24 protein-coding genes are annotated in these 25,493 nt (G+C 69.5%); 2 read left to right on the plus strand and 22 right to left on the minus strand.

The annotated features are described in order from the left end of the window. Positions 1-6 precede the first annotated feature (6 nt). On the plus strand, positions 7-957 hold the full coding sequence (locus AB6V31_RS03980) for an alpha/beta fold hydrolase (protein WP_369364225.1): 951 nt from the start codon (positions 7-9) through the stop codon (positions 955-957). Between the two features lie 52 nt (positions 958-1,009). Here AB6V31_RS03980 and AB6V31_RS03985 read toward each other — a convergent pair whose 3' ends face one another. The 6 genes from AB6V31_RS03985 to AB6V31_RS04010 form a co-directional block, all read right to left on the minus strand. Further along, the gene (locus tag AB6V31_RS03985; protein WP_056227803.1) at positions 1,010-1,801 is read right to left on the minus strand and encodes a PP2C family serine/threonine-protein phosphatase; all 792 of its coding nucleotides are present in this window, start codon (positions 1,799-1,801) and stop codon (positions 1,010-1,012) included. Positions 1,802-1,805: 4 nt separating this feature from the next. Beyond that, a complete protein-coding gene (locus tag AB6V31_RS03990) occupies positions 1,806-2,222 on the minus strand; it encodes a cytochrome c oxidase subunit 4 (RefSeq protein ID WP_056227799.1) in 417 nt (138 codons plus the stop codon). 2 nt (positions 2,223-2,224) lie between these two features. Further along, positions 2,225-3,988 carry a cytochrome c oxidase subunit I gene (ctaD, locus tag AB6V31_RS03995; RefSeq protein WP_056227796.1) on the minus strand — a complete coding sequence of 588 codons (1,764 nt, stop codon included), beginning with the start codon at positions 3,986-3,988 and terminating at the stop codon, positions 2,225-2,227. 2 nt (positions 3,989-3,990) lie between these two features. Continuing rightward, on the minus strand, positions 3,991-4,872 hold the full coding sequence (gene coxB / locus AB6V31_RS04000; protein WP_081349657.1) for a cytochrome c oxidase subunit II: 882 nt from the start codon (positions 4,870-4,872) through the stop codon (positions 3,991-3,993). Positions 4,873-5,038: 166 nt separating this feature from the next. Then, the gene (erpA, locus tag AB6V31_RS04005) at positions 5,039-5,404 is read right to left on the minus strand and encodes an iron-sulfur cluster insertion protein ErpA (RefSeq protein ID WP_056227791.1); all 366 of its coding nucleotides are present in this window, start codon (positions 5,402-5,404) and stop codon (positions 5,039-5,041) included. Positions 5,405-5,476: 72 nt separating this feature from the next. After that, a complete protein-coding gene (locus AB6V31_RS04010) occupies positions 5,477-6,871 on the minus strand; it encodes a dipeptidase (RefSeq protein WP_369364227.1) in 1,395 nt (464 codons plus the stop codon). A gap of 46 nt (positions 6,872-6,917) precedes the next feature. Between AB6V31_RS04010 and AB6V31_RS04015 the strand changes: the two genes are divergently transcribed. Then, positions 6,918-7,490, plus strand: a complete 573-nt coding sequence (locus AB6V31_RS04015; RefSeq protein WP_056227784.1) for a DUF3043 domain-containing protein — start codon at positions 6,918-6,920, stop codon at positions 7,488-7,490. Positions 7,491-7,565: 75 nt separating this feature from the next. Here the strand turns inward: AB6V31_RS04015 and AB6V31_RS04020 are convergent, their stop codons facing one another. The 16 genes from AB6V31_RS04020 to ftsW form a co-directional block, all read right to left on the minus strand. Continuing rightward, positions 7,566-8,591: a quinone-dependent dihydroorotate dehydrogenase gene (locus AB6V31_RS04020; protein WP_369364228.1), complete on the minus strand. Its 1,026-nt coding sequence runs from the start codon at positions 8,589-8,591 to the stop codon at positions 7,566-7,568. Between the two features lie 10 nt (positions 8,592-8,601). Next, a complete protein-coding gene (gene nrdR / locus AB6V31_RS04025) occupies positions 8,602-9,093 on the minus strand; it encodes a transcriptional regulator NrdR (protein ID WP_369364230.1) in 492 nt (163 codons plus the stop codon). Positions 9,094-9,105: 12 nt separating this feature from the next. Further along, positions 9,106-10,407, minus strand: coding sequence for a histidinol dehydrogenase (hisD, locus tag AB6V31_RS04030; protein WP_369364232.1), 1,302 nt, complete (start codon positions 10,405-10,407; stop codon positions 9,106-9,108). Between the two features lie 63 nt (positions 10,408-10,470). Then, entirely contained in the window at positions 10,471-11,751 is a 1,281-nt protein-coding gene (locus AB6V31_RS04035) for a hypothetical protein (RefSeq protein WP_369364234.1), read from the minus strand. Positions 11,752-11,846: 95 nt separating this feature from the next. Next, on the minus strand, positions 11,847-15,359 hold the full coding sequence (gene dnaE, locus AB6V31_RS04040) for a DNA polymerase III subunit alpha (protein ID WP_369364236.1): 3,513 nt from the start codon (positions 15,357-15,359) through the stop codon (positions 11,847-11,849). 130 nt (positions 15,360-15,489) lie between these two features. Further along, the gene (locus AB6V31_RS04045) at positions 15,490-16,413 is read right to left on the minus strand and encodes an RluA family pseudouridine synthase (RefSeq protein ID WP_369364627.1); all 924 of its coding nucleotides are present in this window, start codon (positions 16,411-16,413) and stop codon (positions 15,490-15,492) included. Between the two features lies 1 nt (position 16,414). Continuing rightward, positions 16,415-16,999 (minus strand): signal peptidase II, encoded by a 585-nt coding sequence (gene lspA / locus AB6V31_RS04050; protein WP_056227763.1) that lies wholly within the window; start codon positions 16,997-16,999, stop codon positions 16,415-16,417. Between the two features lie 9 nt (positions 17,000-17,008). Then, on the minus strand, positions 17,009-17,629 hold the full coding sequence (locus AB6V31_RS04055) for a DivIVA domain-containing protein (protein ID WP_056227760.1): 621 nt from the start codon (positions 17,627-17,629) through the stop codon (positions 17,009-17,011). A gap of 133 nt (positions 17,630-17,762) precedes the next feature. After that, complete coding sequence (locus tag AB6V31_RS04060; protein ID WP_056227755.1) at positions 17,763-18,065, minus strand: YggT family protein; 303 nt, start codon at positions 18,063-18,065, stop codon at positions 17,763-17,765. Between the two features lie 2 nt (positions 18,066-18,067). Continuing rightward, a complete protein-coding gene (locus tag AB6V31_RS04065; protein WP_056227752.1) occupies positions 18,068-18,538 on the minus strand; it encodes a cell division protein SepF in 471 nt (156 codons plus the stop codon). A gap of 31 nt (positions 18,539-18,569) precedes the next feature. Then, entirely contained in the window at positions 18,570-19,256 is a 687-nt protein-coding gene (locus AB6V31_RS04070; RefSeq protein WP_369364239.1) for a YggS family pyridoxal phosphate-dependent enzyme, read from the minus strand. Positions 19,257-19,321: 65 nt separating this feature from the next. After that, complete coding sequence (ftsZ, locus tag AB6V31_RS04075) at positions 19,322-20,509, minus strand: cell division protein FtsZ (RefSeq protein WP_074694330.1); 1,188 nt, start codon at positions 20,507-20,509, stop codon at positions 19,322-19,324. 151 nt (positions 20,510-20,660) lie between these two features. Next, positions 20,661-21,524, minus strand: coding sequence for an FtsQ-type POTRA domain-containing protein (locus AB6V31_RS04080; RefSeq protein WP_369364241.1), 864 nt, complete (start codon positions 21,522-21,524; stop codon positions 20,661-20,663). A gap of 71 nt (positions 21,525-21,595) precedes the next feature. After that, on the minus strand, positions 21,596-23,002 hold the full coding sequence (gene murC, locus AB6V31_RS04085; RefSeq protein WP_369364243.1) for a UDP-N-acetylmuramate--L-alanine ligase: 1,407 nt from the start codon (positions 23,000-23,002) through the stop codon (positions 21,596-21,598). Between the two features lie 109 nt (positions 23,003-23,111). Further along, positions 23,112-24,185, minus strand: coding sequence for a glycosyltransferase (locus AB6V31_RS04090; protein WP_369364245.1), 1,074 nt, complete (start codon positions 24,183-24,185; stop codon positions 23,112-23,114). A gap of 49 nt (positions 24,186-24,234) precedes the next feature. Beyond that, positions 24,235-25,488 (minus strand): putative lipid II flippase FtsW, encoded by a 1,254-nt coding sequence (gene ftsW, locus AB6V31_RS04095; RefSeq protein WP_074694326.1) that lies wholly within the window; start codon positions 25,486-25,488, stop codon positions 24,235-24,237. Between the last annotated feature and the right edge of the window lie 5 nt (positions 25,489-25,493).

The following is a 25,493-nucleotide window of genomic DNA, read 5'->3' on the forward strand; positions in this document are numbered from 1 at the left end:
TCGGGCATGCAGCATCCCCCTCTCGAACCGTTCGCCTCCGGATTCGTGGAGCGACCGGACGGTGCCCGGGTGTACTGGGAGACCTCGGGCAACCCCCGCGGGCGACCCGCGTTGTATCTGCACGGCGGCCCCGGCGGCGGCCTCGGCGCAGGCGGGTATCGGCGGCGCTTCGACCCCGACCTTCACCTCATCGTCGGAATCGACCAACGCGGGTGCGGGCGGAGCGAACCCTGGGCCGCCGACGACCTGTCGAGCCTGCGCCATCAGACGATGGACGACCTGCTCGCCGACATCGAGGCGGTGCGGACGCACCTCGGCGTCGACCGCTGGCTTCTACACGGAGTCTCCTGGGGATCGACCCTGGCACTCGCGTACGCGCTCGAGCATCCCGGCCGTGTCACGGAGATCGTCAATCTCGCCGTCACGACGGGTGCCCGTTGGGAGATCGACTGGATCACCGACGGCATCGCGCCGGTGTTTCCCGAGGCGCACGCACGCCTGCGCGCGCCCCTGCGCGACGACGAGCGCACGATCGAGGGATACGCCCGGCTGCTCACCGACGACTCCCCCGCCGTGCGTCGGCGAGCCGGAGACGACTGGGACGTCTGGGAGGTCGCGCACGTCTCGCTCGGCCCGCTCGCCAAGCCCGGCCCCCTGCACACCGAGCCCCGGCACCGCCGCAACTTCGCCACCCTCGCGACGCACTACTGGGCGAACGATTGCTTCCTCCCCGGTACCGCGTCGATCATGTCCCGCGCGTCCCAGCTCGAGGGCATCCCCGGCGTGCTCGTGCACGGTCGACGCGACATCAGCGGACCGTCGCTGATCCCCTGGCGACTGCATCGCGCCTGGCCCGGATCCCGTCTCGAGATCGTCGAAGAGGACGGCCACGGCGGCCCGCGTAGCGCGCAGATCGCTCAGGATGCCATGGACGGCTTCGCCCGATCCGCTCGGTGACGCTGAGCCGGCGTCGGCGGATGAGATCGGATGACGCCGAACGTCCGACGAGTCAGGCTGTTTCGACGTCCTCGGCGAACCATCGGGCTGCCGAGCCGAAGAACACGGGGTCCGTTCCCGCGGTCTCGTCATCGTCGACGACGTCGCAGACCACGACGGTGACGTTGTCGCGCGTGCCGGCCTCGAGAGCCAGCGCCACGGCAGCGGCTGCCGCCGAACGAGGATCCACCGCTTCGGCCACGAGACGGGCCACATCAGCCTCGGGGACGTAGTCGGTCAGACCGTCGCTGCAGAGCACCCATCGATCGCCGGTTACCGGAGGTCGTTCGGCGACCGAGACGACGTCGCCCTCGGCCCCGCCGAGCGAGGCTGTGATGATGTTGCGCCGCGGGTGTGCCTGAGCGGCCTCGGGGGGAATGATGCCGTGGTCGACGAGCGCCTGCACGTACGAGTCGTCACGGGTCTCGCGCGTGAACTCGCCGTCGCGGAGCAGGTAGGCCCGTGAGTCCCCGGTGTGGGCGAGCAAGAGCTCACCGCTTACGCTGAGGAAGATCCCGGTGAACGTCGTCGCCATGCCCTGCAGTGCAGGATCGCGCTCGACGTGGGCACGGATGTCCCAGTTCGCTTCGCGGATGCGGACCAGAAGGCCGTCGGCATCCATTCCGCCCCCTCGCGTCGCCACGAGACGGTGGAGCAGGGCGGCGGAGGCGAGGTCCCCGGAGGGCCCTCCCCCGACGCCATCGGCCACCGCCGCACCCCAGGACGCCGCAAAAGCGGCGTCCTGGTTGGTGGGACGGTGGGAGCCGGCGTCGGAGACGGCGGCCGCATTCAGCCGGATGGGCACGGGGTCAGCGCGCGAAGTACCCGCGGTAGTACTCGTACACCCAACCGACGATCGCGATGACGAACACCGCAAAGCCGACGGGGACGAGCCAGCTGCCGACCGCGAGGCCGATCACCGCGATCGCGGCGGAGGCCGCGAGCACGATGGGCCACCATGACCACGGGCTGAACTCGCCCATCTCGGGGTCGCCGTCATCGATGTCAGCCGTCAAGGTGTCTTCGGGCAGGTCACCGCGCTGCGCCTTCATGACGCGCGAGATGTAGAACGCGATCATCGACGACATGAGGCCGAGGAAGACGAGCGCGACACTGCCGACCCACTCGACTCCACCGTGCTGGATGAGGCTCCAGACGGTGTAGACGGCGGCGATCAGGAAGCCGAAGACGGCCAGCAGCCACCAGAGTCCAACGTTGGTACGCATTCTTACTTGACCTCTCCGGCCGCAGAGTCGACCACGGGCGCCTCAGGGGCGTCCTTCGCAGGCCCCACACCGACCGGGATGCCGGCCTCGGGGTGGTTCAGGTCGAAGGCGGGACGCTCGCTGCGGATACGCGGGATCGAGGTGAAGTTGTGGCGCGGCGGCGGGCACGAGGTGGCCCACTCCAGCGAGGCACCATAGCCCCACGGGTCGTCGACCGTGACGCGCGGAGCCTTGCGAGCGGTGATCCAGACGTTCAGGAGGAACGGGATCATCGAGGCGCCGAGGATCATCGAGCCCACGGTGGACAGCTGGTTCTCCCAGGTCCATCCGTCCGCGGCGGCGTAGTCGGCGTACCGGCGGACCATGCCGTCGACACCCAGCCAGTGCTGGATGAGGAACGTCATGTGGAAGCCGATGAACAGCATCCAGAAGTGCACCATGCCGAGACGCTCGTTGAGCATCTTTCCGGTCCACTTGGGCCACCAGAAGTAGAAGCCGGCGAACATCGCGAACACCACGGTGCCGAACACGACGTAGTGGAAGTGCGCCACGACGAAGTACGAGTCGGACAGGTGGAAGTCGAGCGGGGGCGACGCCAGGATGACGCCGGTCAGACCACCGAAGACGAACGACACGAGGAAGCCGAGGGCGAAGACCATGGGCGTCTCGAACGTGACCGAACCTCGCCAGAGCGTTCCGATCCAGTTGAAGATCTTCACGCCCGTCGGGACGGCGATCAGCATCGTCATGAGGGCGAAGAACGGAAGCAGCACACCGCCGGTGACGTACATGTGGTGCGCCCACACCGCGACCGAGAGGGCCGCGATGGCGATGGTCGCGTACACGAGCGTCTTGTAACCGAAGATCGGCTTACGGCTGAACACCGGGAAGATCTCGGACACGATGCCGAAGAACGGCAGCGCGATGATGTACACCTCGGGGTGACCGAAGAACCAGAAGAGGTGCTGCCAGAGGAGCACTCCACCGTTCTCGGGGCTGTAGATGTGAGCGCCGAGCACGCGGTCGGCGGCGGCGGCGAAGATCGCGGCGGCCAGCACGGGGAACGCGAGCAGGATCAGGATGCTCGTGATGAGCGTGTTCCACGAGAAGATCGGCATGCGCCACATCGTCATACCGGGGGCGCGCATCGTGAGCACCGTGGTGATGAAGTTGACCGCACCGAGGATCGTTCCGAAACCGCTGATGCCGAGACCGAGCATCCAGAGGTTTCCGCCCACGCCCGGCGAGAAGCTGGCGTTGGCGAGCGGCTGATACGCGAACCACCCGAAGCCGGCCGCACCCTGCGGGGTCAGGAAGCCCGAGACGGCGATCGTCGAGCCGAAGAGGAACAGCCAGAACGCGAAGGCGTTCAGACGCGGGAACGCCACGTCGGGCGCGCCGATCTGCAGCGGCAGCAGCGCGTTGGCGAAGCCGGCGAACAGCGGCGTCGCGAACATGAGCAGCATGATCGTGCCGTGCATCGTGAACAGCTGGTTGTACTGCTCTTTGGTCGGGATGATCTGCATACCCGGCTCGAACAGCTCGGCGCGGATGATCAGCGCCATGACACCACCGAGCATGAAGAACATGACGGAGGCGATCAGGTACATGTACCCGATGGTTTTGTGGTCGGTGGAGGTGATCCACTTGACGACCAGGTTGCCCTTCTGCTCGACACGCGTGGTGCTCAGCAGCGCGGCTTGACGCGGCGGGAGAGTCGTCGGGCGCGAAGGGCCCGTCCCCTGGAGCGGAAGCGTCGTGGCCATGATCACTCGTTCCCTTCGGTACCGGCCGTCGTCAGGTTCTGCAGACGCGACAGGTCGCTGATGTCACCCACGTCGCCGGCACGGCGCAGCGAGTCGAGGTAGTTGTTGTACTCGTCTTCGCTGACGACCTTGACGTTGAAGAGCATGGCGGAGTGGTACTCACCGCAGAGCTCCGCGCACTTGCCCTCGTACGTGCCTTCACGAGTGGGCGTGAACGACCACTCGTTGTCGCGACCGATGTACATGTCTTTCTTGTAGAGGAAGTCGATGATCCAGAAGGAGTGGATGACGTCGCGCGAGCGGAGGTCGATCTTCACCGTCTTGTTCACCGGCAGGTACAGCGTCGGGACGTCCTGGAGGTCGTAACCGTCGGACGTGGCCTTGGCCTGCACACCCATGGAGTACACGGCGTCGGAGTTGTCTTCCTTCGTGCCGTTGTACTGGAAGTCCCATGCCCACTGCTTGCCATAGGCGGTGATGGAGACGTCGGGGTTGTCGTACTGCGTCTCGAGCGTGTTCTGGTCACGCGCCGTGAAGGCGAAGAAGCCCACGACGAGGATCAGCGGCACGACCGTGTAGAAGATCTCGACCGGCATGTTGTAGCGCAGCTGGACCGGGAGCCCGGACTGGCCCTTGCGGCGGCGGTACGCGATGACCGACCAGAGCATGAGACCCCAGGTGATGACACCCACCGCGAGGAGCACGATCCACGAGTTGACCCAGAGACCTGCGACCATGTCGGTGTGGTTCGTGGCGGCCGGGCCGTCATCGACGAAGCCAGGCAGGAAGCCGTGGAGCTGGGTCGTGGTGCAGCCGGAGAGGAGCGCTACGGAGGCGATGCCGAGGGGAAGCGCTGCCCAGCGAAGGCGACGTTTGGAGGGCACAATGCACCTTTCCGGGTCGTGGATGTTGCTCTGACAGTCTAGAGCAACCTCTCACCGTTCTCAGGCCATTCGTCCAGTGCCGAGACATCGAGAACCCCCGGATTCCGCGGTGTGATCCGGGATTCCGGGGGCTCTCGACGTGGCGCCGGAGAACGGCGTCAGGGGGTCAGTGGAAGCTGTCTCCGCACGCGCAGGAACCCTGGGCGTTCGGGTTGTCGATCGTGAAGCCCTGCTCCGAGATCGTGTCCTTGAAGTCGATGTTCGCGCCGTCGAGGTACGGGACGCTCATGTCGTCGACGATCACCTCGACGCCGTCGAAGTCGACGACCTTGTCACCGTCGAGGTAACGCTCGTCGAAGTACAGCTGGTAGATGAGGCCGGAGCAGCCGCCGGGCTGGACGGCGACGCGCAGGCGCAGGTCGTCGCGACCCTCCTGCGACAGCAGGCTCTTCACCTTGTCGGAGGCGGCCGCGGTCAGGCCGACGCCGTGCTCGCGGGTCTCGGCGGAGGACGACAGTGTGGTGTCGGTCATGGCGATGCCCTTCGGGTTGTTCGGTCGCGGGGACGAGTCGAGTCTACGCCCGTCCCGCCCCCGCGGCCTCGATCAGTGCGTCCGCGCGTTGAGGCGGGCCAGCAGCAGCGCCTCCGAGACGAGCGCGTTGCGGAAGGTCTCGAGGTGCAGCGACTCGTTCGGGCTGTGCGCCCGCGCGTGCGGGTCCTCGACCCCGGTCACGAGGATCTGCGCCTCGGGGAACTCGCGGACGAGGTCCGAAATGAACGGGATCGATCCCCCGATGCCGACGTCGACCGAGTCGACGCCGTATCCGTCCGCGAAGGAGGCACGAGCCTCTTCGACGGCCCATCCGCTGGTGTCGACCAGGAAGGAGTCGCCACAGTCGACGTCGGTGAACTCGAGCTGCGCACCGAAGGGGGCGTGCGCGCGCAGGTGCGCCTCGACCGCGGCGAAAGCCTCCTGCGCGTCCTGCCCGGGAGCGACCCGCGCGCTGATGACGACGCTCGTCTGTGGGGAGAGGGTGTTGGATGCCGCCTCGACCGGGGCGGCATCCCATCCGGTGATCGTGATGGACGGCTTGTTCCAGATGCGGCTGAGGATCGAGTCGCGCCCGATCGGGCGCACGCCCTGGAGGAGGCCGGACTCCGCGCGCAGCGTCGCCTCGTCGTAGTCCGGGGTCTCAGCGTCTCGCACCGCGAGGCCCTCGACCGCGACGGCGCCGTCGTCGTCCCACAGGGTCGCGAGGAGCTTGACGGTGGCGAGCATGGCATCCGGGACCGCTCCGCCCATCATCCCGGAGTGGGACGCGTGCTCGAGGGTGCGGACGGTCAGGGTGAAGCGCGCGTTTCCGCGGAGAGAGACGGTGAGGCCGGGGGTGCGCTCGTCCCAGTTGCCCGAGTCGGCCACGACGATGACGTCCGAGCGCAGCACCTCGGCGTTGTCGGCGAGGAACTGGCCGAAGGAGCGCGAACCGTACTCCTCCTCCCCCTCGATGAAGACGGCGAGGCCGAGGTCGAGGTCGTCGCCGAGGACCTCGGACACGGCGCGGATGGCGCCCACGTGGGCCATGATGCCGGCCTTGTCGTCGGCGGCCCCCCGGCCGTAGAGACGCCCGTCGCGGACGGTCGGCTCGAACGGCGGCGAGTCCCAGAGCGCCTCGTCTCCGGGAGGCTGCACGTCGTGGTGCGCGTACAGCAGCACGGTCGGGCGCCCGTTGCGGGCCGCACGGGTTGCGAGCACGGCGGGCTGGCCGAACTCGTCGGTTCCGGGGATCGCCGCGCGCTTGACCTCGACCGCGTCGAAGACGCCGGTGCCCTCGAGGAGGGCGGCCACGGCGTCGGCGCTCTTCACGAGCGCGGACTGGTCGAAGGCCGGCCACGCGATCGAGGGGATGCGAACGAGGGAGCCGAGGTCGGAGAGGGCGGAGGGGATGCCGGCGTCCGCTGCTTTTTGCACAGCGTCCTGCCGGGACAGGTCGAGGGTCATGCGGGTAATCTTAAATCTCCCGATCAGCGAAGCACCGAGGTTTCCCGTGGCCAAGTCCCCCGCACCCGCACCCAACGACACCCCCGTCGAGCCGACGGAGCTCGGTTCGGGCAAGGGCCGCGCGACCCCGTCGCGCGCCGAGCAGGAGGCCGCCCGCAAGCGCCCCCTCGTGCCCGACACCAAAGAGGCCAAGGCCCGCGCACGCGCAGAGCTCGCCGCTCAACGCGAGAAGGCCCGCATCGGCATGGCCGCCGGTGAAGAGAAGTACCTGCCCGTCCGCGACCGCGGCCCGCAGCGCCGCTTCGCCCGCGACTTCGTCGACGCCGGCTGGCACCTCGGCGAGGGCGTGATGCCGTTCATGATCCTCGTCATCGTGGCGACCCTGATCCCCGTGTCGTTCTTCCAGTACTGGTCGTTCGTCGCGCTGTGGATCTTCATCCTCTTCGTCGTCGGCGACATGATCATCACCTCGATCCGCATCAAGCGGGCCGCCAAAGAGAAGTTCGGCGAAGGCCGACTCGAGAAGGGCCTCGGCTGGTACGCCGCGATGCGCACCGTCCAGATGCGCTTCATGCGCCTGCCCAAGGCCCAGGTCAAGCGCGGACAGTACCCGGTCTGACCCGGTCCCTCTTCGACGAAGCGGCGCGCCTTCGGGCGCGCCGCTTCTGCGTGGGCGTGAACGCGCGGCGGAGCCTCAGCGGGCGCGAGCGAGACCGCGGTTGATCTGCCGGGCCCACAGCGGACCGCGGTACAAGAACCCGGTGTACCCCTGCACGAGCGTCGCCCCGGCCGCGAGACGCTCGCGGACGTCGTCGGCGGTCTCCACTCCCCCGGCCGAGATGACGACGAACTCCTCCGGCACCGCGGCGCGCACCAGCCGCAGCACCTCGGCGGCGCGGGCCTTGAGCGGCGCCCCCGACAGTCCACCGGCGCCCATCGCCTCGACCTTCGCGGCATCGGTCGAAAGTCCCGTGCGCGCGATCGTCGTGTTGGTCGCGATGATCCCCGAGAGTCCGGCATCGACGGCGAGACGCGCGATGTCCTGCACCTCGGCGTCATCGAGGTCGGGAGCGATCTTCACGAGCAGGGGCGTGTCGCCCGCGGCATCCCGAACCTCCGTCAGCAACGGACGCAGCGTCTCGACCGCCTGCAGGCCGCGCAGACCGGGCGTGTTCGGCGAGGACACGTTGACGACGAGGTAGTCGGCGAGCGGAGCCAGCAGACGGGCACTGCGGACGTAGTCGGTCGTGGCGTCGTCGACGGCGACCACACGACTCTTGCCGATGTTCACCCCGATGACCGGGCGCCGACGGGCTCGTCGCAGGCGGCGCAGCTTCGCGGCGGCGGCGACCGCTCCGTCGTTGTTGAAACCCATGCGGTTGATCACCGCGCGGTCGGCGACGAGCCGGAACAGGCGGGGCCGCGGGTTGCCGGGCTGCGCGAGGGCGGTGATCGTCCCCACCTCGACGTGACCGAAGCCGAGGGCGCCGAGGCCGCCGACCATCGTGACGTTCTTGTCGAAGCCCGCGGCAACGCCGAACGGCGAATCGAACGTCAGTCCCAGAGCGTGCACGCGCTGCGCGGGCGCGGGGGCCGTGAAGCGACGGACGAGGGATGCCACCGGCTCCACGTCCGCGACACGGATGACGAGGGCGCCGAGATGGTGCGCGAACTCCGGATCGAAGCGGGTCAGGACCGTACGGAAGAGAAGGGGATACATCCCCGCCAGATTACTGGACCGGGTCGGACTCGCCGGCCCGCCCGGAGGAACGCTCCGCGTGGTCGGCGCGCAGCTGCGCGATCGCGGTGTCGAAGTCGTCGAGCGAATCGAACGCCTGGTAGACGCTGGCGAAGCGCAGGTAAGCGACCTCGTCGAGCTCTCGCAGCGGGCCGAGGATCGACAGGCCGATCTCGTTCGCCTCGATCTGCGACGAGCCGGTCTGGCGGATGTTCTCTTCGACCTGCTGGGCGAGCACTGCCAGGTCGCCGTCGGTCACCGGTCGCCCCTGGCACGCCTTGCGGACGCCCGACATCACCTTCTCGCGACTGAACGGCTCGACGACCCCGGAGCGCTTGATCACGTTGAGACTCGCGGTCTCGACGGTCGAGAAGCGCCCCCCGCACTTCGGGCACTGGCGACGGCGACGGATGCTGAGGCCGTCGTCGCTGGTGCGCGAATCGATGACGCGGGAGTCCGGGTTGCGGCAGAAGGGACAGTGCATGACGCCGCCAGACTACGCGTCGAAGCGCGCGGTCACGGCCTCGCCGTGCGCGGGGAGGGCTTCGGCGTGGGCCAGGGTGACGATGGCGTCGCGCACCCGGGCGAGGGCCTCTCGGTCGTACTCGACGACCTGCTGCGGGCGCAGGAAGGTCGCCGCCGACAACCCCGCTCCGTACCGCGCCTGTCCCCCGGTCGGGAGCACGTGGTTGCTGCCGGCGAGGTAGTCGCCGAGGCTGACCGGCGTGTACGGGCCGACGAACACGGCCCCGGCGTTCACGAAATCCTCGGGACGCGGGTCGGCGAGGTGCAGCTCGAGGTGCTCGGGGGCGTAGGCGTTGCTGAACGCGGTCGCCTGGGCGAGGTCGTCGACCAGGACGACCGCCGACTGCGGCCCGTGGAACGCCGCCGTCACGCGCTCGGTGTGGCGGGTCGCGGCGACGCGCTCGGGCAATGCGACCCGGACGGCCTCGGCCAGCTCGACGGAGTCGGTGACCAGCACGGCCGAGGCCTGCTCGTCGTGCTCGGCCTGGCTGACGAGATCGGCCGCGACGAGAGCGGGCACCGCGCTGTCGTCGGCGACGACGAGGATCTCGGTCGCGCCGGCCTCGGAGTCGGTGCCGACGCGGCCGGCGACGGCGCGCTTGGCGGAGGCGACGAAGTTGTTGCCGGGCCCGGTCACGACGTCGACCGGGTCGAGCCCGATCTCGGCCACCCCGTAGGCGAAGGCGCCGATGGCTCCCGCTCCCCCCATCGCGTAGACCTCGGTGACACCCAGGAGCTTGGCGGCGGCGAGGATGACGGGGTGCACGCGGCCGCCGAACGCCGCCTGCGGCGGGGATGCGAGGGCGACCTCGCGCACACCCGCGACCTGCGCGGGCACGGTGTTCATCACCACGCTCGAGGGGTACACGGCCTTGCCACCCGGGACGTAGAGCCCGACGCGTCGCACCGGCTGCCACCGCTGCGTCACGCGCGCACCGTCGCCGAGTTCGGTGACGACCGGGGCGGGGACCTGGGCGGCGGATGCTTTGCGCACGCGCACGATCGCCTCGTCCAGAGCGGCACGGATGCCGGGATCGAGATCGCGCAGTGCCTCATCGAGGTGGTCCGCGGGCACGCGGAGGGCGTGGTCGCTCACCCGGTCGAAACGGGCGGCCTGCTCGCGAAGTGCTTCTTCGCCCCGGCGCGCGACGTCGTCGACGAGACGCGCCGCGGTGGCAAGGGCCTCGTCGCGCGCGGCGTCCGCCCGCGGGACGACGGCCAGGAGCTCGGCCGGCGAGAGCACGCGGCCGCGGAGATCGATCGTGCGAAGCATGTCTTCAAGGCTACCGGCGCCTGCGAGCCGCCTCGCGCGGGGCGGGCGGCTCGCAGGCTCTGCTCAGCCGCGCGTGACGCCGGAGACGTCGTGCAGGTAGCCGATGCGGCCGTCGTCGTGACGGACGACGAACGTCTCACCGCGATCCTCGATCACGAGCGCCCACGCCGTCGGCCCCATCCGGAAGATCGGCGTGCCGTAGTCGTCGACGATCTCGCGCTCCTCGGGAGCCAGCGCCCAGAACGCCTGCGCGTGCGGGTGGTCGTCGTGCGCGGCACGCTGCTCGGCCGTGGGCTCGTCGCCGGCCGGGGCAGCCCAGCGCGAGTGGTCGTCATGAGCGTCCGCGTCGTCACGATCGTCATCGGCGCGCAGCGGCGCGAAGACGTCGGTGTCGTTGGCGTCGGAGTGAGCGGGGAGCACGCTCGTCGCGGGCGCGGGGTCGTGCGCCAGGTCGGTCGAGCCGGTGTAGGTGCCGGGCGTAGGGGCATCCGCGTCGACGTGGGCGCTCGAGTGGGCGGCGGCGGCACGCGCGGAGCCCGGGGTCGAGGGCGTGCGGGGCGTGCGCGGGCGCGCGACGACCGGGCGGATGGGTCGCGCGTTGCGATGAGCGGGGATTTCTTCACGGTCGCGGAAGTCGGCGGAGAATGGCGGGATGAAAGGCGCGAGGACCGTGAGGACCACACCCGCCAGCAGCAGGACGGCCTCGACCCAGATGACCCAGGAACGCGTCCAGACGGTGTTCGAGGCGTACACGGCGACGGCGTCCCACACCCACGAGACCCACACGAGGGCGGAGATCGTGAACGCGACCGAGGCGAACTGGTCGATGCCGAGCGAGCCGACGCGGCGGATGCCCTGCGGGGAGAGGCGACGGAGCACCACCAGTCCCACGGCGACGGTCGGCAGGGCGATCGCGGGGATCCACCACAGGCCCGAGAGCCAGACGTTCGCCCCGCCGATCAGGACGCTCGAACCGGACTCGAGGATGTTAGTGCGGAAGAACGAGACGAGGAACGCGACGACCCAGATGCCGAGCAGGGCGACCTCCCGGACCGAGAACGGACCGACACCGTAGTTCGGGCGGGCGTCACGGCCGTCGACGACGGGACGGCTACCCGTGTGGGCGTTGGCGTGCGCCGCGGCCGGAAGAGAGGCACCGCGGGACCCGGCATCGACGGCGCCGGTGTCGTGGGTGAAGGTGTCGTCCGCGTCGGCGGCGCGATCGCCCGTGCCCTGTCGGCGGGCACCGGTGGGTTCGGAGGGCGCGCTCTCGTCGGCACGGGGGCCGTCGAGGCGATCGGGGTCGGTGGGCGTGAAGCCGTCGTGGGGGGTCGAATCGGTCACGGTGGTCCTTTCGGAGGGCGGCAAGCGCCCGGTCATCCTAACCAGGGGGTGTCCAGAACGAGCTGGGGTTGAAACGCGCCGCGGGGGCGCGCGGGTCAACCGAGGCAGTTCGGGCCGAGGAGGCCCTTGAGCTCGCCGAACAGGTCGGCGGTCACGCGAACGGGCATCGGCACCTCGAACACCTTGGCGGTGCCGCCTTTGTGCAACTTGAGGACGACCTCGGTCGATCCGGAGTGACGTTGCAGCATCTGCGCGAGCTCGCCGACGAGCGCCTCGTTCGCGCGCTGCTCCGGAACGACGAGGGTGAGTCCGCCCGCGTCGTCGAGGCCTTCGAGGTCGGGGGCGAAGGCGCTCTGGGCGTGCAGGTTGAGTCCGTCGTCGCGACGCGAGACGCGTCCGCGGACCACGAGGATCGAATCGCCCTGCAGGATCGGAGCGAATTCCGCGTAGGTCTTGCCCATGAACATCACGGTCACCTCGCCGTTGAAGTCCTCGACGGTGACCATGCCGTAGGGGTTTCCGCTCTGCTTCGCGACGCGGTGCTGCACGCTCGTCAGCAGACCGGCGACCGTCACCTGGTCGCCGTCCTGCACGTCTTCGGAAGCGAGCAGGTCGTGGATCGAGGTGGACGCGTGCTTCGCGAGGGGCACCTCGAGACCGGCCAACGGGTGGTCGGACACGTACAGGCCGAGCATCTCTCGCTCGAACGCCAATTTGTCCTTCTTGGTCCACTCGGGCCGTTCGGGCACCTTGACGACCTGTTGGGGTTCGTCCCACAGCGAGTCGAAGTCGAAGCCGACCTCGCCGTTCGCCTCGCGCTTCTTGTCGATCACGGCGCCCTCGCAGGCGTCTTCGTGCACCTCGATGAGCGCACGGCGCGTGGACCCGAGCGAATCGAACGCCCCGGCCTTGATGAGCGACTCGACGGTGCGCTTGTTCGCCGCGTGCGCGGGGACCTTCGCGAGGAAGTCGTGGAACGACGTGTACTTGGCCTCTTGCCGTGACGCCACGATCCCGTCGACGACGTTGGTGCCCACGTTGCGGACGGCGCCGAGGCCGAAGCGGATGTCTTCGCCGACGGCCGCGAAGTACCGGATCGACTCGTTGACGTCGGGCGGGAGCACCTTGATGCCCATGCGGCGGCACTCGTTGAGGTAGACCGCCATCTTGTCCTTCGAGTCCCCGACGCTCGTGAGCAGGGCGGCCATGTACTCGGCCGGGTAGTGCGCCTTGAGGTAGGCCGTCCAGTACGACACGAGCCCGTAGGCCGCGGTGTGCGCCTTGTTGAAGGCGTAGTCGGCGAACGACTCGAGCACCTTCCAGAGCGTCTGCTGCGCGACGTCGCCGAACCCGCGCTCGGTCATACCGCCGAAGAAGATCTCTTTCTGCTTGTCGAGCTCGCTCTTCTTCTTCTTACCCATCGCGCGACGCAAGAGGTCGGCCTGACCGAGGGTGTACCCGGCGACGCGCTGGGCGACCGCCATCACCTGCTCCTGGTAAACGATCAGGCCGTAGGTGGTGTCGAGGATGTCGGCAAGCGGCTCTTCGAGCTCGGGGTGGATCGGCTCGATCTCCTGCTGCTTGTTCTTGCGCAGCGCGTAGTTGATGTGCGAGTTCACGCCCATCGGGCCCGGGCGGTAGAGCGCGAGCACCGCCGAGATGTCCTCGAAGTTGTCGGGTCGCATGAGGCGCAGGAGCGAGCGCATGGGCCCGCCGTCGAGCTGGAACACCCCGAGCGTGTCTCCACGCGCGAGCAGCTCGTACGACGCCGCGTCGTCAAGGTCGAGGTCTTCGAGCACGAGGGGGTGGCCGCGGTTGGCCTCGATGTTGTCGAGCGCGTCGTTGATGATCGTGAGGTTGCGCAGCCCGAGGAAGTCCATCTTGATCAGACCGAGCGACTCGCACGCCGGGTAGTCGAACTGCGTGACGATCTGGCCGTCCTGCTCGCGGCGCATGATCGGGATGATGTCGATCAGCGGCTCGCTCGACATGATCACGCCGGCCGCGTGTACGCCCCACTGGCGCTTCAGGTTCTCGAGCCCGAGGGCGGTGTCGAACACCGTCTTGGCCTCGGCGTCGGTCTCGATGAGGGTGCGGAACTCGCTCGCCTCTTTGTACCGCGGGTGCTCGGGGTTGAACATGCCGTCGAGCGGCATGTCCTTGCCCATCACGGCCGGGGGCATGGCCTTGGTGAGGCGGTCGCCCATGCTGAAGGGGAAGCCCAGCACGCGACCGGCGTCCTTCAGGGCCTGCTTGGCCTTGATCGTGCCGTACGTCACGATCTGCGCGACGCGCTCGTCGCCGTACTTCTCGGTGACGTACTGGATGACCTCGCCGCGGCGACGGTCGTCGAAGTCGACGTCGAAGTCGGGCATGGAGACGCGGTCGGGGTTGAGGAACCGCTCGAAGATCAGGCCGTGCTGCAGCGGGTCGAGGTCGGTGATCTTCATCGCATAGGCGACCATCGACCCGGCACCCGAGCCTCGGCCAGGACCCACGCGGATCCCGTTGTCCTTGGCCCAGTTGATGAAGTCGGCGACGACGAGGAAGTAGCCCGGGAACCCCATCTGGAGAATGACGTCGGTCTCGTACTCGGCCTGCTTGCGCACGGCGTCGGGGATGCCCCCGGGGTACCGGTCGTCGAGGCCGTTCTCGACCTCTTTGATCATCCAGCTGCCCTCGGTCTCGCCCTCGGGGACGGGGAACCGCGGCATGTAGTTGGCGGAGGTGTCGAACTCGACGTCGCAGCGCTCGGCGATCAGCAGCGTGTTGTCGCACGCCTCGGGGTGGTCGCGGAACACCTGGCGCATCTCGGCGGGCGACTTGACGTAGTAGCCGTCGCCGTCGAACTTGAAGCGCTTCGGGTCGTCGAGCGTCGAGCCCGACTGCACGCACAACAGGGCGGCGTGACTCGTCGCGTCGTGCTGGTGCGTGTAGTGGAGGTCGTTCGTGCCGAGCAACGGGATGCCGAGGTCCTTCGACAGCTTCAACAGGTCGCCCATGACGCGCCGCTCGATCGAGAGACCGTGGTCCATGATCTCGGCGAAGTAGTTGTCTTTGCCGAAGATGTCCTGGAACTCGGCGGCCGCGGCCCGGGCAGCCTCGTACTGCCCGAGGCGCAGGCGCGTCTGCACCTCGCCGGAGGGACACCCGGTCGTCGCGATCAGGCCCTTGCTGTAGGTCTGCAGCAGTTCGCGGTCCATGCGGGGCTTGAAGTAGTAGCCCTCCATGCTCGCCTTGGACGACAGGCGGAAGAGGTTGTGCATGCCCTGCGTGGTCTCGGACAGCAGGGTCATGTGTGTGTACGCGCCCGAACCCGAGACGTCGTCGCTCTGCTGCTCGGGAGTACCCCAGCGGACACGGGTCTTGTCGGAACGGTGGGTTCCGGGGGTGACGTACGCCTCGATGCCGATGATCGGCTTGATGCCGGCGTCTTTCGCTGTCTTGTAGAACTCGTAGGCCGCGAACGTGTTTCCGTGGTCGGTCACGGCGATGGCCGGCATGCCCTGTTTGACGGCCTCTTGGACCATCGGACCGATGCGGGCCGCGCCATCGAGCATCGAATACTCGCTGTGCACGTGAAGGTGAACGAAGGAGTCAGCTGCCACGGGTCGAGTCTACGTTCGGCCTCCGACATCGACCGCTGAAGTTCGCAGCCCGCGCCCAGTTCGACGCGCCGACCCGGGCGCGTCGCCGGGTCGTGGCATCCCCTCCGCCGATCGTCGCGGAGGGGCGCCCTCAGGCCCCGTCGCCGAGCAGCTCGAGGGCGTGCGCCAGATCCGCCGGGTAGGGCGATTCGAACTCGACCCATTCCCCCGTGCCGGGGTGCGTGAACGCCAGGCGATGCGCGTGCAGCCACTGCCGCGTCAGCCCGAGGCGTGCGGACAGGGTCGGGTCCGCGCCGTACAGCGGGTCTCCGGCGCAGGGGTGCCGGTGCGCCGCCATGTGCACGCGGATCTGATGAGTGCGGCCGGTCTCGAGGTGGATCTCGAGCAGAGAGGCGCGAGGGAAGGCCTCGAGCGTCTCGTAGTGGGTCAGCGAGTCCTTGCCGTCCGGGGTCACGGCGAACTTCCACGAGTGGTGCGGATGCCGCCCGATCGGCGCGTCGATGGTGCCGGCGAGCGGGTCCGGGTGCCCCTGCACGACAGCGTGGTAGATCTTGTCGACCTCGCGCTCTTTGAAGGCGCTCTTGAGCAGCGTGTACGCGCGCTCGGTCTTGGCGACCACCATGAGCCCGCTCGTCCCCGCGTCGAGGCGGTGCGCGACGCCGCGCCGCTCGGCGGGGCCGCTCGTGGCGATGCGAAATCCGGCCGCGGCGAGGGCCCCGAGCACGGTCGGACCGTCCCACCCCACGGAGGGGTGCGCGGCGACGCCCGCGGGCTTGTCGACCACGACGATGTCGTCGTCGTCGTGCACGATCCCGAGGTCGGGGACCGCGACCGGCACGATCTCGGGTTCGCGCTTGGGCTCCCACTCGACGTTCAGCCAGGTGCCGGCGCGCAGACGATCGGAGCGCCCGGCCACCCGACCGTCGACGCTCACCCCGCCCGCGTCGGCGACCTCGGCCGCGAACGTGCGGGAGAACCCGAGCATCTTGGCCAGACCCTGGTCGATACGCGTCCCGTCGAGCCCGTCGGGGACGGGCAGGCTCCGCGACTCCATGTCAGCGGGCGCCCGGGTCGGCCGGAGCATCGACCGCGCCGTCGGCGGACTCCGCCGCGGCTCGGGACGCCTTGGTCTCGCGCGAGCCGTCGAGCTTCAGCCCGAACAGCACGAGGACCGCCACCGAGATCATCATCGTGACGATGAACATGTCGGCGACGTTGTAGATCGCGGGCATCATCCAGGGTGTCGAGATGAAGTCCACGACGTGCCCCACGGGGAAGCCGGGTTCGCGGATGAGGCGGTCGGTGAGGTTGCCCAGCACACCGCCGAGGAGCAGCCCCAGAACGACTGCCCACAGACGCGAACGCACGCGACGGACGCCGAGGTAGACGATCACGCACGCGACGACCGCGAGGGCGATCGTGAACACCCACGTGACGCCCTCGCCGAGCGAGAACGCCGCACCGGGGTTACGGACGAGATAGAACTGCAGGAAGTCGCCGATGATCGGGACCACGCGCTCCGAGGGGAGAGCGGCGATCGCGGCGTTCTTCGCAAACTGGTCGGCGGCCAGCACCAGCACCGCGAGAATCGCGATGGTGACGCCGGCCGCCGCCGTACGCAGAGGAGGTCGACTGCGCAAAGAGTCGGCCTACAGACCGATCGCCGACACCGGCGTCGAGCCCGAGGACGTCGCGGTGGTGTCGAGGTCGCGGAGCTGACCCTCGATGTACGAACGCAGCTGCGAGCGGTAGTCGCGCTCGAAGTTGCGCAGCTCGGTGATGCGACCCTCGAGCGTGGTGCGCTCCTTCTCGAGACGGGCGCGCTCTTCGCGGCCCTTCTGCTCGGCCTCGGCGACAATGGATGCCGCCTGGGCCTGCGCCTCGCCGATGAGCTGGTCGCGCTGGGCCTTACCCTCGGCGACGTGCTCGTCGTGCAGACGCTGCGCGAGCTCGATGATGCCGGCGCTCTGGGCGGCGGGCTCGGCGTCGTGCGACGGGGTGGAGGCGACGGGTGCCGGAGCGGGCGTCTCGGCGACGACCGGCTCTTCGACCTTGGGGGCCTCGGCGGGGGCTTCGGCGGCGGCCGGAGCGGCCTCGCCGGACTCGTACGCCGCGAGCTTGGTCTTCAGCTCTTCGTTCTCGGCGATCGTCTTGCGCCACTCGACGACGATCTCGTCGAGGAAGTCGTCGACCTCGTCGGGGTCGAAACCCTCCTTGAAGCGCACGTGCTGGAACTGCTTGGTGACGACGTCATCGGGGGTCAGTGCCATGGTGTTTCCTCTTTCGAGAGCTCTGATGTCGGAACTGTGGGGGTGTCGCACCGGGGCGTACCGCTTCGGAACAGCATAGCCGCCGCCCTCCGCCGGTGTCGAAGATCACGGGTGAAGAAGCGGCGGCGGGGCGTCACACGGCCGCGAGGGACCGCGTCACGCTCAACAGCATGAAGCAGACGAACATCACGATCGCGAAACCGAAATCGATCGCGATCCCCCCGATGCGCAGGGGGGGGATGAAACGACGGATCAGCTTGATGGGCGGGTCCGTCACGGTGTAGACGATCTCTGCCAACACGAGGGTGACGCCGCGAGGGCGCCACTCCCGGTTGAACATCGGGATGTACTCGAGCACGAGGCGCGCGAGAAGCAGCACGATGAAGATGAACAGGACCGCACTGAGGATGGAGCCGACGAGGCTCAGAACGGCCACTGTTACTGGGACGCGAAGGGCGCAGCCTCGGGATCGGCCTGCGCGATCGCACCGTCGCCGGAGACGGCGATGTTCTCGGGCGAGAGCAGGAACACCTTGCTCGTCACCCGCTCGATGCGTCCGTACAGCCCGAGCGAGAGTCCGCTCGCGAAGTCGATCAGGCGACGCGCGTCGGCGTCGCTCATCTGCGACAGGTTGATGATGACCGGGATTCCCTCGCGGAAGTTCTCGGCGATCGTCTGCGCGTCGCGATACTGCTTGGGGTGCACCGTGAGGATCTCACTCACGGGTCCGGCCGCGGGCTGGCGCACCACGGCGGGACGGTGCAGGGGGGTCACCGGCGCGGCCTTCTCGAGGGGAGCAGCAGCTGTGGGCTGCTTGCGCGCGATGGGCTGCGGCGCCGTCTCCTCATAGGTATCTTCCTCGTCGGCGAGGCCCAGGTACACCATCGTCTTCTTGAGGGGGTTCGACATCGCATCCTCCGTTCGCTCGTCTGGTCCGAGGCTAGTCGCGCGGGGGCCTCGGGCCCGTGATTGCGGAGCCGATCCGCAGGTGTGTCGCGCCCATTGCGATCGCCTCGGGGAAATCGCCGGTCATGCCCGCCGAGATCCACCGCGCGTCGGGGACGACGGAGCGCACCGCGTCGGCGCAACGGTGCAGTCGCTCGAACGCGCGAGCGGGTTCTTCGTCGAGTGGAGCGACGGCCATCACCCCGCGCAGCCGCAGGGTCGACAGCCCCGCCACGTGGGCGGCCAGTTCTTCGACGGCGTCGGGGACGACTCCCCCGCGACCGGGATCGTCGGTGAGGTTCACCTGCACGAGGACGTCGAGGAGGTCGCCCTCGGCGCCGGCGGTGTGCAGCGCGTCGGCGATGCGGGATCGGTCGATCGAGTGAACGGCATCCGCTCCCGCCCGCACCGCGCGCGCCTTGTTGGTCTGGGCCTGGCCGATGAAGTGCCAGGTGAGATCCGCGAGCCCGTCGAGCTCCGCGCGTTTGGCCGTGAGTTCCTGTTGCCGGTTCTCGCCCACGTGCCGGACTCCCAGCGCGTGCAGTTCGGTGACGAGTGATGCCGGGTGGAATTTCGTGACCACGATGCGGGTGATCTCGCCGGGGTCGCGGTGCGCGGCGCGGGCGGCGTCTCGGATGCGCTCGTCGACGGCGGCGAGTCGCTCGGCAAGGGCGGTGTCCATGCTGCTCCTTCGACGACGAGAGCGGGCCCGGTGGACACCGGACCCGCTCGTCGTACCGTTGGTTCTTACTTCAGGAAGTCGGGCACGTCGAGGTCGTCGTCGGCGTAGCCGCCGTCGTACGAGGTCTCGGGCACGCGGGCCGTGACGGGTGCCGGCTCGGGGCGACGCTCGGGAGCGCGCTCGGTCGCCGCCTTCTGCTCCTCGGCCGCGTCGAGGTCGCGGGCGACGTCGTCGGCGGGGATGACGGGCACGACGGGCGCCGAGACCGGGCGCTGGGCGCCGACCGCGTCGATCCGAAGCGAGGGCTCTCCCCCATCGAAACCGGCGGCGATGACGGTGACCCGCACCTCGTCGCCGAGCGTGTCGTCGATGACCGTACCGAAGATGATGTTGGCCTCGGGGTGCGCGGCCTCCTTCACCAGCTGGGCGGCGTCGTTGATCTCGAAGATGCCGAGGTTCGAGCCACCCTGGATCGACAGCAGCACGCCGTGCGCACCCTCGATCGAGGCCTCGAGGAGCGGGGACTCGACGGCGAGCTCGGCGGCCTTGATCGCACGGTCGGCGCCGCGGGACGAGCCGATGCCCATGAGTGCGGAGCCGGCCCCCTGCATGACCGACTTGACGTCGGCGAAGTCGAGGTTGATGAGACCGGGGGTCGTGATGAGGTCGGTGATGCCCTGGACACCGGCGAGCAGCACCTGGTCGGCCGTCGCGAACGCCTCGATCATCGAGATGCCGCGGTCGCTGATCTCGAGCAGGCGGTCGTTCGGGACGACGATGAGGGTGTCGACCTCTTCTTTCAGGCGCTGGACCCCGCCCTCGGCCTGGCTCTGGCGACGACGGCCCTCGAACGAGAAGGGCTTGGTCACGACACCGATGGTCAGGGCGCCGATCGACTTGGCGATCTTGGCGACGACGGGGGCGCCGCCGGTGCCGGTTCCGCCGCCCTCACCCGCGGTGACGAAGACCATGTCGGCGCCGCGGAGCGCCTCTTCGATCTCTTCGGCGTGATCCTCGGCGGCGCGTCGGCCGACCTCGGGATCGGCGCCGGCGCCGAGGCCGCGGGTGAGCTCACGACCGACGTCGAGCTTGACGTCGGCGTCGCTCATCAGCAGCGCCTGCGCGTCGGTGTTGATCGCGATGAACTCCACGCCGCGAAGGCCGAGCTCGATCATGCGGTTGACAGCGTTGACGCCGCCCCCGCCCACACCGACGACCTTGATCACGGCGAGGTAGTTCTGGTTGTGGCTCATGCCGGCCTCCGTTTGTCCCCGAACCCGAAACTTTAAACCTCATGTTGAGGGTTAAAGAATTGCCCGGTATGCAATTCCTTAGCTCGAAGGTAGGCGGCGGATCCGACCCCGCCCGCCCGACACGCGGCGTGTTGGAACATCGCCTCGAAGATCAGCGGACGACGCCCGCCTCGGGCGACGTCACGTCGTACTCCTTGGCCTTGTCCGGCGGGCTCTTCTGCATCAGGCGGTCGAGCACCACCGCCTTCTCGGCCGAGCGGTCGGCGCTCCCCCACACGACCTTCGACCCCGACGCGCCGAGCGTCAGCGTCACGTCGTCGGGCGTCGAGGCCGATACGGCCGTCACCTGCGCCCGCACGGCATCCGGCAGGGAGCGCACCACGCGACCCGCGGCGCGGAAGGCCGCCGAATCCGTTCCGCCGGCGATGTCGAGCACGGGCTGACCGGCTGGGGCGTCGGGCGTCGTCGACAGCGCCACCCCGGCGGCATCCACCACCGTGAAACCCGCCGCGGACTGCATGGCGCCGATAGGGGTCCGCTCGACGATGCGCACCACGAGGTCGTGGGGCGGGCGCGCCTCGAGGGTGTACGACTCCACGAGCGGGAAGCGCACGAGCGCCGCCTTCACGGCGCTGTCGTCGACCATCGCGAGCGGGACGCCGACCTGGTCGCCCAGGGCGGCGGACACCGCCGCCGGGTCGAGCTGCGAGGTGCCGACCACGTCGATCTTCTCGACGGCGAAGAGCGGGCTGTACGCCACGCCCGCCGTACCGAGGCCCATGACGAGGAACGCCGAGATCACACCGATCCAGATGTTCCGACGACGCCGCTGGCGCACCGTGAAGCGGCGCACCTCCGCGGAGAGCGCCCGCCGCCGGGCCCGCGAGGCCCGCCACACATCGCGCAGCCCCGCTCCCCCGGCATCCGGATCCTCCGCGGCGAAGCCGCCGTCGAGCGGACGCGCGCGGGTGTCGACCGCGGAGGTGTCGTCGACGGATGCCGTCTGCCGGGGCATCGAGGCCCGAGCAGCCTTCGCACGGCGAGCGGACTCCGGCGAGGACGGCAGGGGCGACGGCCGCTCCACGGTCAGACCGCCGCGGCCTCGGTGCGGGACAGCGCCTCGAGCACCTGGGGGATGATCTGGTAGACGTTGCCGCATCCGAGGGTGATGACGTAGTCACCCGGTCGGGCGATCCGAGCCGTGTAATCGGCCGCCGCCTGCCAGTCGGGGACGTAGTGCACGTGGGACGGATCGGCGAACGCGCCGCTGACGAGCTCTCCGGTGACCCCGGGCACCGGGTCTTCACGGGCCCCGTACACGTCGAGCATGACGGTGTGGTCGGCGTGCGACTCGAGCACCTCGGCGAACTCGCGGTACATCTCCTGCGTGCGCGAGTACGTGTGGGGCTGCTGGATCGCGATGATGCGCCCCTCGCCGACGACCGTTCGCGCCGCGGACAGCGCCGCAGCGACCTCGGTCGGGTGGTGCGCGTAGTCGTCGTACACGCTGACGCCCTGCTGCACGCCGTGCAGCTCGAAACGGCGGACCGTGCCGCCGAAGCCCTCGACCGCGCGTGCCGCATCGGACAGCGAGTGCCCGAGCACGCGCAGCACGGCGACCGCGCCGGCGGCGTTGACCGCGTTGTGGGCGCCCGGCACCCGCAGGTGCACGTCGACGCTCTCGCCGTCGGCGGAGAGGGTGAAGGCGACGGGTCCGTCGGTGCGGATGCCGCTGAGGCGGAGGTCGGCTGCGGCGTCCTCGCCGAACGTGACGACGTTCGCGTGGGTGATGCGCTCGCGCACGGAACGCGCGCCGGGATCGTCGGCCGAGATCACGACGGCCTCACGGGCGGCGTTCGCGAAGCGGGCGAAGGCCGCGTCGAAGGCGTCGCGCGAGCCGTAGTGGTCGAGGTGGTCGGGGTCGACGTTGGTGATGAGCGCGACCGAGGTGTCGTAGAGCTCGAACGTGCCGTCGGACTCGTCGGCCTCGATCACGACGAGGTCGTCGGAGCCGGTTCCGCTGGACGCGCCGAGGTCGGCGATGACACCGCCGTTGACGAAGGTCGGGTCGACCTCGAGGGCGCGCAGGGCGGTCACGATCATGCCGGTCGAGGTGGTCTTGCCGTGGGCACCCGCGACCGAGACGAGGCGACGACCGCCGATGAGCCAGTGCAGCGCCTGCGAGCGGTGGATCACGTGCAGCACGCGCTCTTTGGCGGTGACGAACTCGGGGTTCTCGGGCCAGATCGCACCCGTGTGGACGACGGTGTCGGCGTCGCCCAGGTGGGCGGCGTCGTGCCCGACGTGCACGGTCGCGCCGCGGGCGGCGAGGTCGCGCAGGGCGGCACTGTCGGAACGGTCGGAGCCGGAGACCCGGATACCGCGGTCGAGGAACATGCGGGCGAGTCCGGACATGCCCGATCCCCCCACGCCGATGAAGTGCGCGGAGGTGATGGTCTCGGGGATGGGGAGGCTCAGGTCGGGTCTGATCATGGCGTCTGCGAGTTTACGTCGCCGATCCTGCGCGTCGGCCCCGGCGCGCTGGGGGCGCGGCCGACGGAGCCTCGGCGAGCGGACGCGCCGCGACGGGACCGTGCGCGGCTCAGCGGTCGAGAGCCCGGTCGACGAGGGCGATCACGTTCTCGGTCCCGGTCCGGATGCCGGTGCGCGCCGCCGCATCGCGCATCGCGGTCCGCCGGTCCTCGTCGGCGAGCAGCGGGACGATCTCGGCGCGGACCCGGTCGGGCGTGAGATCGGCGTCGGCGATGAGCAGCGCGGCCCCGGCACGGACGGCCGCGGCGGCGTTCAGGCTCTGCTCGCCGTTGCCGACCGCGTAAGGCACGTACACGGCGGGGATGCCGAGGGCGTTGATCTCACTGACGGTCGCGGCACCCGAGCGCGACACCACGAAGTCGGCGAGAGCGAAGGCGAGGTCCATGCGGTCCACGTACCGGACGACGGCATAGCCCTCGACGCCCGGATCGGGCAGGTCGGAGTTCTGTCCCGTCACGTGCAGCAGCTGCCAACCGGCGTCGAGGACGTCGCGCCAGGCCCCGCCGAACGCGGTGTTCAACCGCAGCGCACCGAGCGACCCCCCGAACACCAGCAGCGTCGGCTTCTGCGCGTCGAGCCCGAAGTGCGCGGCGGCCTCCGCACGCAGAGCGGGGGCGTCGAGCTCGACGATCTCGCGGCGAAGCGGCATCCCGACCTCTCTCGCACCGCGCAGCGGGGTGCCTTCGAAGGCGACGCCGACGCCCGCGGCGCCCCGCGCCCCCAGCACGTTCGCGAGTCCCGGCTTGGCATTGGCCTCGTGCACCACGAAGGGGACGTGCTCGCGGCGGGCCGCGACGTAGGCGGGCGCCGCCGCGTACCCCCCGAAACCGACGACGACGTCGACCCCGCGCGAGCGGATGAGTCGGCGCACGTGCGCGACGGCGCGCAGGAAGCGCACCGGGAACGCCGCGGCGGCCCCGTTGGGGCGTCGTGGGAAGGGGACCTTCGCGACGGTGAGCAGTTCGTACCCACGCAGCGGGACGAGACGCGACTCGAGGCCCTCTCGCGTGCCGAGCACGAGCACGTCGGCCGAGGCGTCGCGGGCGCGCAGTCCGTCGGCGACCGCGAGCAGGGGGTTCACATGCCCGGCGGTGCCGCCGCCGGCGAGGAGGTAAGTCGTCACCGTTCGACCCTAACCAGGTCGGGCGGTGCTCCGTCGCCGCCCCCGAGCGTCAGCCGCGCGGTCGACGGGCGGATGCCGCGGCCCGCCGCGCCGCCCGCGGAGGCGTCTCGCCCGCCGCGCGACGGTCGGGAAGCGTCCGCGCGCACGACAGCAGCACACCGCACCCGATCAGCACCGACAGCAGCGAGGTTCCGCCCTGCGACATGAACGGCAGCGGCACACCGAGAACTGGGAACACGCGGAGAACGACCGCGACGTTGATCATGGCCTGACCGACGATCCAGATGGTCACGCCGCCCGCGACGATCCGGACGAAGGGGTCGTCGGTGCGGCGGATGATGTGGAAGGCGCCGACCGCGAACAGACCGAAGAGGGCGAGGACGACGATGCAGCCGATCAGCCCCATCTCCTCCCCCACGATCGCGAAGATGTAGTCGTTCGCCGCGGCGGGGAGCCAGTCGTACTTCTCGGCCGAGTTGCCCAGGCCCACACCGAAGATCCCGCCCGCGGCGAGCCCCCAGATGCCGTGCAGCGGCTGGTAGCAGTCGCCGAGGTAGTTGGCGATGCAGTCCTGGTCGAGGAAGCTCATGATGCGGCGCATGCGGTCGGCGCTCGTGATGGCGAACAACGCGATCGCGCCGAGGGCCGCGAGGGCCGGCAGCACGAAGATGCGCAGCTTCACCCCCGAGAAGAACAGCGCCCCGAGCAGGACGAGAACGAGGATCATCGTCGTACCCAGGTCTTTTCCGCCCATGACGGTGGCGACCACGAGGGCGAAGACCGGAACGATCGGGATGAACACGTGTCGCCAGTCGCCCAGCAGCGTCTGCTTGCGGTACAGGACGTAGCCCAGCCACAGCGCGAGAGCGAGCTTGAGGAACTCGGCCGGCTGCGCCTGGATGCCCGCGATGCTGATCCAGTTGCGGTTACCGTTCGCCGAGATGCCCAGCGGCGTGAACACGAGCAACTGGAAGAGGGTCGCCAGGATCAGCGCCGGCCACGCCATGCGCTTCCAGAAGCGCAGCGGAGCACGGCTGAGCACGAACATCAGGGGGATGCCGATGACGGCGAAGACGGCCTGCTTGAGGACATGGTCGAAGGGGCTCTGCGCGCCGTCGAGCGCCGAGGTGGCCGACAGCACCATGACCAGGCCGAACCCGGTGAGCAGGAGCGCCGCCGAGGTGATGAGCAGGAACTCGCTGGGCACGGGCCGGAATGCCCTGCCCAGAGACACGCGGGCGGCGAGGCCGACGCGAGCGGGCTCATCGGGGCTCTGCCGCGGCCGAGGTGCCGTCGTGGTCACGCGAG

It is taken from the genome of Microbacterium sp. 16-032, assembly GCF_041079455.1.
In the GTDB taxonomy this organism is placed as follows: Bacteria; Actinomycetota; Actinomycetes; order Actinomycetales; family Microbacteriaceae; genus Microbacterium; species Microbacterium testaceum_A.

Bases quoted from the DNA above. Each gene is read 5' to 3' on its own strand.
- AB6V31_RS04045 (WP_369364627.1), bottom strand. From the start codon at position 16,413: ATGGAGTCGCGGAGCCTGCCCGTCCCCGACGGGCTCGACGGGACGCGT.
- AB6V31_RS04055 (WP_056227760.1), bottom strand. From the start codon at position 17,629: ATGGCACTGACCCCCGATGACGTCGTCACCAAGCAGTTCCAGCACGTG.
- AB6V31_RS04020 (WP_369364228.1), bottom strand. From the start codon at position 8,591: ATGTATCCCCTTCTCTTCCGTACGGTCCTGACCCGCTTCGATCCGGAG.
- murC (WP_369364243.1), bottom strand. From the start codon at position 23,002: ATGATCAGACCCGACCTGAGCCTCCCCATCCCCGAGACCATCACCTCC.
- AB6V31_RS04070 (WP_369364239.1), bottom strand. From the start codon at position 19,256: ATGGACACCGCCCTTGCCGAGCGACTCGCCGCCGTCGACGAGCGCATC.
- AB6V31_RS03980 (WP_369364225.1), top strand. From the start codon at position 7: ATGCAGCATCCCCCTCTCGAACCGTTCGCCTCCGGATTCGTGGAGCGA.
- erpA (WP_056227791.1), bottom strand. From the start codon at position 5,404: ATGACCGACACCACACTGTCGTCCTCCGCCGAGACCCGCGAGCACGGC.
- hisD (WP_369364232.1), bottom strand. From the start codon at position 10,407: ATGCTTCGCACGATCGATCTCCGCGGCCGCGTGCTCTCGCCGGCCGAG.
- AB6V31_RS04080 (WP_369364241.1), bottom strand. From the start codon at position 21,524: ATGCCCCGGCAGACGGCATCCGTCGACGACACCTCCGCGGTCGACACC.
- AB6V31_RS04010 (WP_369364227.1), bottom strand. From the start codon at position 6,871: ATGACCCTCGACCTGTCCCGGCAGGACGCTGTGCAAAAAGCAGCGGAC.
- ctaD (WP_056227796.1), bottom strand. From the start codon at position 3,988: ATGGCCACGACGCTTCCGCTCCAGGGGACGGGCCCTTCGCGCCCGACG.
- AB6V31_RS04065 (WP_056227752.1), bottom strand. From the start codon at position 18,538: ATGTCGAACCCCCTCAAGAAGACGATGGTGTACCTGGGCCTCGCCGAC.
- nrdR (WP_369364230.1), bottom strand. From the start codon at position 9,093: ATGCACTGTCCCTTCTGCCGCAACCCGGACTCCCGCGTCATCGATTCG.
- ftsZ (WP_074694330.1), bottom strand. From the start codon at position 20,509: ATGAGCCACAACCAGAACTACCTCGCCGTGATCAAGGTCGTCGGTGTG.
- AB6V31_RS03990 (WP_056227799.1), bottom strand. From the start codon at position 2,222: ATGCGTACCAACGTTGGACTCTGGTGGCTGCTGGCCGTCTTCGGCTTC.